The sequence below is a fragment of the Okeania sp. SIO2F4 genome (genome assembly GCF_010672385.1).
Taxonomy (GTDB): Bacteria; Cyanobacteriota; Cyanobacteriia; order Cyanobacteriales; family Microcoleaceae; genus Trichodesmium.
The window spans coordinates 1-5,835 of sequence record NZ_JAAHGT010000624.1 but is presented as its reverse complement, the minus strand read 5'-3'; the positions used below and the strand labels follow the sequence as shown (position 1 = coordinate 5,835).

Genomic DNA, 5,835 nt, shown 5'->3' with positions numbered 1-5,835 from the left:
ATCTACTGTTTATTTGTCAATGTTTACATTGTAGCATATTATATGTGAAACCACAACATTGATTGGTTTTCCAATTGCGTCGCTCCCCTGCGGGAGAGCGCGGGTCAAGGACCAACGTTGAGATAAATTACATGAAATAAACAAGAAACAATGCCGAATCTTGAGTGAGTTTTTCCATTTTGTGGCTTTGGCTATAAGTTCTTCATAGTTACTAATATTGAAGTCTTAATTATTGACGATTATACTGTACTCCTATCTAATTTTTTCTCGTAGTTTACTTGCCTCTTGTGGATTTTTTTGAGCTAGATAAGTATTAACTTCTTTTAAATCTAATCGTGCTGAAAATGAGCAATGTTTCTTACAGTAAATTTACACTAGAAAATGCCAAGACAAATTTTGAATTAACCCTAGAAGAAAATCAAGATTTATTTTCCAAAGTTGAACCAGTTAAACCTTCTGAAATTCTCACAACTATTTTACGAGAATATATTCCATTAGCAACTGCTATTAATACAGAAAAAGCTCGTTCTGAATTATTAATTTCTCAAATTTTAGCCGATGTTAGACGACAATTAAATTATCGAATTAGCCTCTTTTCCGGAACAGAATTTAATGTAGAAGCAGATTTAGGATTACAAGGATATTGTGATTTTTTGCTCAGTTTTTCTTCTGAACAATATTTCATTACAGCTCCAGTTCTTACCATTGTTGAAGCTAAAAACGAAAATATTATTCGAGGCTTAGGACAATGTGTTGCTAGTATGGTCGGAGCGCAATTATTTAATCAGCGAGCTGATAATCCAGTTAAAGTTATTTATGGTGCAGTTACAACCGGAACAAATTGGAAATTTTTAACACTTGAAGAAAAAATTATCCGTATTGATGTAGGGGAATATTATGTCAAAGAAATTGATAAAATTTTAGGAATTATTTTGCAACCATTTGGAGAATATCGAGAAAATTCTTGAATGCTTAATCCCTAGATTGTCTGAGAATCCATCCCTAAATCTATAAAATAACCTAAATCCTTAAATAAATATAAAGTATTTTAGTAATGAAAGCCCGGTGTAATTAAGATATTTAATCAAAAATTTTTAATTCTTATCACATTTACGTTTAACCACAGTAAAGGAAGGGCTAGAAATGAAAATTATACAAAGTCGCATAGCAAAAGTTTTACTTGCAAGTATTATCGCTCTCTTAACAATTTTTACATCTGTTGTGAATTCCCAAGGTACCTCTGGTATTCTATTTGCTCAGAAACCTAATGGCGAATTATCATACTATAGCTATAGTGGCTCGCCAAACCTGAATAACTTTAACAACAATGGTAATGAAAGGGTAATATCTAGCGGTTGGAATATTTACAGCAAGATTTTTTCAGGAGGTTCTGGTATTATATTTGCTCAGAAACCCAATGGAGAATTATCATACTATAGCTATAGTGGCTCGCCAAACCTGAATAACTTTAACAACAATGGTAATGAAAGGGTAATATCTAGCGGTTGGAATATTTACAGCAAGATTTTTTCAGGAGGTTCTGGTATTATATTTGCTCAGAAACCCAATGGAGAATTATCATACTATAGCTATAGTGGCTCGCCAAACCTGAATAACTTTAACAACAATGGTAATGAAAGGGTAATATCTAGCGGTTGGAATATTTACAGCAAGATTTTCTAAGGAAGAATATCCCTTTTTTCTGGAAATAGGAAATAACTCGCTAATACGCTCCCTAGTAGTGGACTTTTTCATCTAAAGTAGAGAATATTTAGTAAGGTGCGTTTTCGACTAAGAGCTAACATGAAACACTGCGTGACATGAAAATGAAATGTAACGCACCACCTCTTGTCCAATATTTCTATTCCAAATATTTTGGTTAGTGCGTTACGCTTTGGTTAGGAAATTTTACTATCCATCTCCTCTGTCTGGGTGCTTCATAAAATGAATTAACTATTGCTCTATACGCATGGGGAAGGAAAATTTTACTATCCATCTCCTCTGCTGGGGTGCTTCATAAAATGAATTTATTATTGCTCTATACGCATGGGGAAGAGAAATTTTCACTATCCATCTCCTCTGCTGGGGTGCTTCATAAAATGAATTTATTATTGCTCTATACGCATGGGGAAGGAAAATTTCACTACCCATCACCTCTGCTGGGGTGCTTCATAAAATGAATTTATTATTGCTCTATACGCATGGGGAAAGAAAATTTCACTACCCACCACCTCTGCCGGGGTGCTTCATAAAATGAATTTCCATTGTGGCAAGAGAAAGTTGTACCTTAAAAATTTGCCATTGCATAATTTTAGATAAAACAGTTCACTACTAGACTCTTAGGTTTGGAGACCAAACCCCTACTCCCTACTCCCTACTCCCTACTCCCTACTCCCTTCCCCAAAATACAATTAGCATCCAAAACAAATAAACTATCATTCTGAAAAACAGTACAAATAGGTATAGTCGTTGCCAAAGCAGGAATATATCCCAACTGCAAAAAAGTAACCGCATCCTGTGCAGATTCATATTGCATTAACCAACTATTATCCTCAACATATTCCGGCGTAAAACCACCACGATGTAACATCCAAAAATCTATCCCATACCTTTGAATAAAACTTTTCACATCCATTAAATCTGAACTATATTGAGCAACAATTAAATCTATAACACGTTGGCGAAACTGACTATAATAACCAACCTGATAAGGAATAGCATATTCCCTACCCAACAAAATAGAACGTTGAGCAAACGTAGGCAATAAATTTGCCTCCTCCTCCAAAGAAGCAATCAGAATATCTTCAGGTTGTTCTTGAAAAAATTCATATAAATCTGTAGCTCTTCCCACCTTATATTTAACCAGAGGAAAACCTTTAACAAAAGCAGGATATAAAACCAGAGATGCCAGAATTAAACCTATTAAAGTTAAACAAATAAAATTCTTATATTTAACAGGATATTTTTGTCTATTTTCTGCCCAATCAAACAAAGCATCAATAATTAAAGTTAGAGCGATCGCCGTTGCCAAAGCAATAATTATGCGGAAACTTAACCCTGTATATCTGCTCGGAAGATGTAGTCGAAAAAGTAAAGCATGAGCAATAAAAAACATTCCCAAAGAAGACAGTAATAAATGCACCAATAACCAAATACGACTCGTAATATTTTTAATTAAAGGAAAAGCAGAACCAAAAGACAATAAAAACGGCAATACTAATCCCGCACATTGAGTAGCAGGAGTAAATAAAGACTTAGGAAACATCCCACTACGTTTACCAGTTAACCAAAAATCTTTAGGATGAACGTGAAAAAATGTACTCCTCCCATTTGGATAAAACTCTCTTAACTTCATCGCTGCTTCTCGACTAATAACAGGTCCGAATTCAGAAGAAGTTAAAGCATAAGGTAATAAAACAAAAAATGCCGTACTTAAACCAACCCCACAAAGTAGAAAATCTGGTTTTTCTGATGATAATTCAAACCTGCCATCTCTCCAGCAAATTAATCTTAAAATTAGCATTCCAGAAGCAATAAAAACATACTGCGGATAAAATAATCCCACCAGAGCGATCGCTATCCCCATTCTGACTAAAGAACCACGGATTAAATAATATAAAAAAGCCAGAAAAAATGGATAAACAAATGCTCTAGGAGTAGCCGAAGCCACATCATCTTTCATCCAAATAGCCTGATTCATTACCAAAGCTGCAATAAATCCTGCCATAGGAACTGGTAAAATTTCTAAACAGATTCTAAAAATATAGTAGGTGCAGATTAAACCTAAAATAAAAGGAATAATTTTTGCCAAAATAAATGGATTAATTCCTATAAATGTCGCACTTTTATAAAGCCAAGTATATCCTGCGGGAGCGACTGATTGAAAATAGTCAGCAATTAAATCGTTAGGGAATAAATCAGGATTAAAAAAACGTTGCATCCAAAAAATATGTTGTCTGGCATCATCTTGAACACTCAGACCACTAGCAAAAGCTTTTTTAAGTGCTAAAAAACCATAAAGCACAGCAAAAGTCATGCTAAGACTAAACCAAAATATCACCCCTCGATCAGATTTTTTCTTGACAGGATAAGTCAAAAATTTATGTAAATTTGAAATTAACATTTACTATGAAAAATTTATCGTTCGGGCTAATTTTAACAGATATTTAAAATATTTTTTTCTGCTATTGCCATAGAAATTATTTTCTCCAACCTTTCCGAATAATACCATGCATGAAAAAAGAATGTTACGAATAATAAGCAGTCTTAAAAGACTCGATCTTTCATATCTATTTGACGAAAAAGATAAATTACGAGATCAAAAATGAGATCAAACTTATTCATTCTAATTCCTGTCTCTTGACTTCCCCTGCTGGGAGGGGTTAGGGGTCGGTTTACTTCTAAGAAATAGCCTAACTATTTGTAGCAAACATTTATCAATTTAATATAACTACCATTAGTAATCTCATGGTTAGTCGGTATATAGTATTTTCATTTTAAATGTCAACCAGGATTAATGAAAAAAAGGAAACAGCAATTACTGAGAATAGGGAAAAATACGAAATAATTTGATAACTTTTAGGAGATTAGGAGGAATAAGGAATTCCGTTCAGAACTTAAATTAAATTGCTATAAACATAAAAATATTATGTTGCTTATCAACTTTTATGCAAAGTTTTCCAGTCTTAATGTAGCTTTTAAGCATATACTTAATTTGTTACAAAAATTTAGAATTAACAGATTAAGTTTAGGTTATAGTTCAATATATGTAGTAGTCAAGCACTTTAGCTATAAATATAAAGCTATAAATATTGATTTGTATCAATAATCTCTAAATATAGCAATCTTATTTTAGTTGTCAGATATTGTAGACTTTGAGAGAACAGGGAATATTCAAATTCTCGCATCTGATTGCTATATTTTTTTACTAAATATCAAGTAAATAACTGATTATAACTTATAAATAAATATAGTAGTAAGGTGTGATGTTTAATTTTTTTTCAGATGAGGCAGCAGGCAACTGGCAATATGAAATAGGAAAGGAATTGAAGCAAATTTTACTAATTTGAGAAAACCTATAGCAATCAGGAATGATTTATGAGATATTTAAGAACAGTTAAGAGTAATCAAAATCCTTTTATATTCTGACTCCTGACTCCTAATTACCACTAAAATCTCACAACTAAAATATGATTGCCATAGTTGAAATATATTTTACCTGAATCCCAAATAAATTCTCATAAGACCTTTTGCAAAAGTTTTAATTAAATAAATTCAAGATCTAAAATTAACAATTTCATCTCCCTATTCCCTCCATACCTATTCCCTATTCCCTGACAACTGCCACGAAGTCTATAGATTAAAGCAACTGAAAAAAAATCTAATTTCATCCCAATCATGCATAGTTATATCTAATACCTTTTATGGAACCACCAATTGAACGAATACGACTTTCTCAAGTAGCCAAAGAACAGTTAACAAAACTTAAACGTAATACTAAAATTGACCAGTGGAATATCCTTTGTCGTTGGGCATTCTGTTGCTCTTTGGCAGAATCAAGTATTCCCTCTCCAGTGCCAATTCCTGCTGATAGCAATTTAGAATTAACATGGAGAATTTTTGGCGGGAAATTTTCTGACATATTGTTGTTAGCTCTTAAGCAACGTTGCTATAATGAAGGAATAGGTATAGAGCAAGAAACTTTGGCCACTCAATTTAGGCTACATTTGCATCGAGGTATTGGATATTTAGCTGGTAACCAAAATATAAAAAAGATAGAAGACTTAATCGTAACTGTTATTTCCCCATAATCAAATCTCTATTCACTAATTAATA

General features: G+C 32.9%; 4 protein-coding genes. 3 read left to right on the top strand and 1 reads right to left on the bottom strand.

The window, feature by feature from the left end; genetic code table 11:
* The first annotated feature begins 344 nt into the window (after positions 1-344).
* The gene (locus tag F6K22_RS29010; RefSeq protein ID WP_293106080.1) at positions 345-968 is read left to right on the top strand and encodes a hypothetical protein; all 624 of its coding nucleotides are present in this window, start codon (positions 345-347) and stop codon (positions 966-968) included.
* 175 nt (positions 969-1,143) lie between these two features.
* Positions 1,144-1,683: a tachylectin-related carbohydrate-binding protein gene (locus F6K22_RS29005; RefSeq protein WP_293106078.1), complete on the top strand. Its 540-nt coding sequence runs from the start codon at positions 1,144-1,146 to the stop codon at positions 1,681-1,683.
* Between the two features lie 691 nt (positions 1,684-2,374).
* Here the strand turns inward: F6K22_RS29005 and F6K22_RS29000 are convergent.
* Positions 2,375-4,123 carry a hypothetical protein gene (locus F6K22_RS29000; protein ID WP_293106075.1) on the bottom strand — a complete coding sequence of 583 codons (1,749 nt, stop codon included), beginning with the start codon at positions 4,121-4,123 and terminating at the stop codon, positions 2,375-2,377.
* A 1,300-nt stretch (positions 4,124-5,423) separates the two neighbouring features.
* On the opposite strand from F6K22_RS29000, the gene dndE reads away from it, so the two are divergent.
* The gene (gene dndE, locus F6K22_RS28995; RefSeq protein WP_293106073.1) at positions 5,424-5,810 is read left to right on the top strand and encodes a DNA sulfur modification protein DndE; all 387 of its coding nucleotides are present in this window, start codon (positions 5,424-5,426) and stop codon (positions 5,808-5,810) included.
* Positions 5,811-5,835 lie beyond the last annotated feature (25 nt).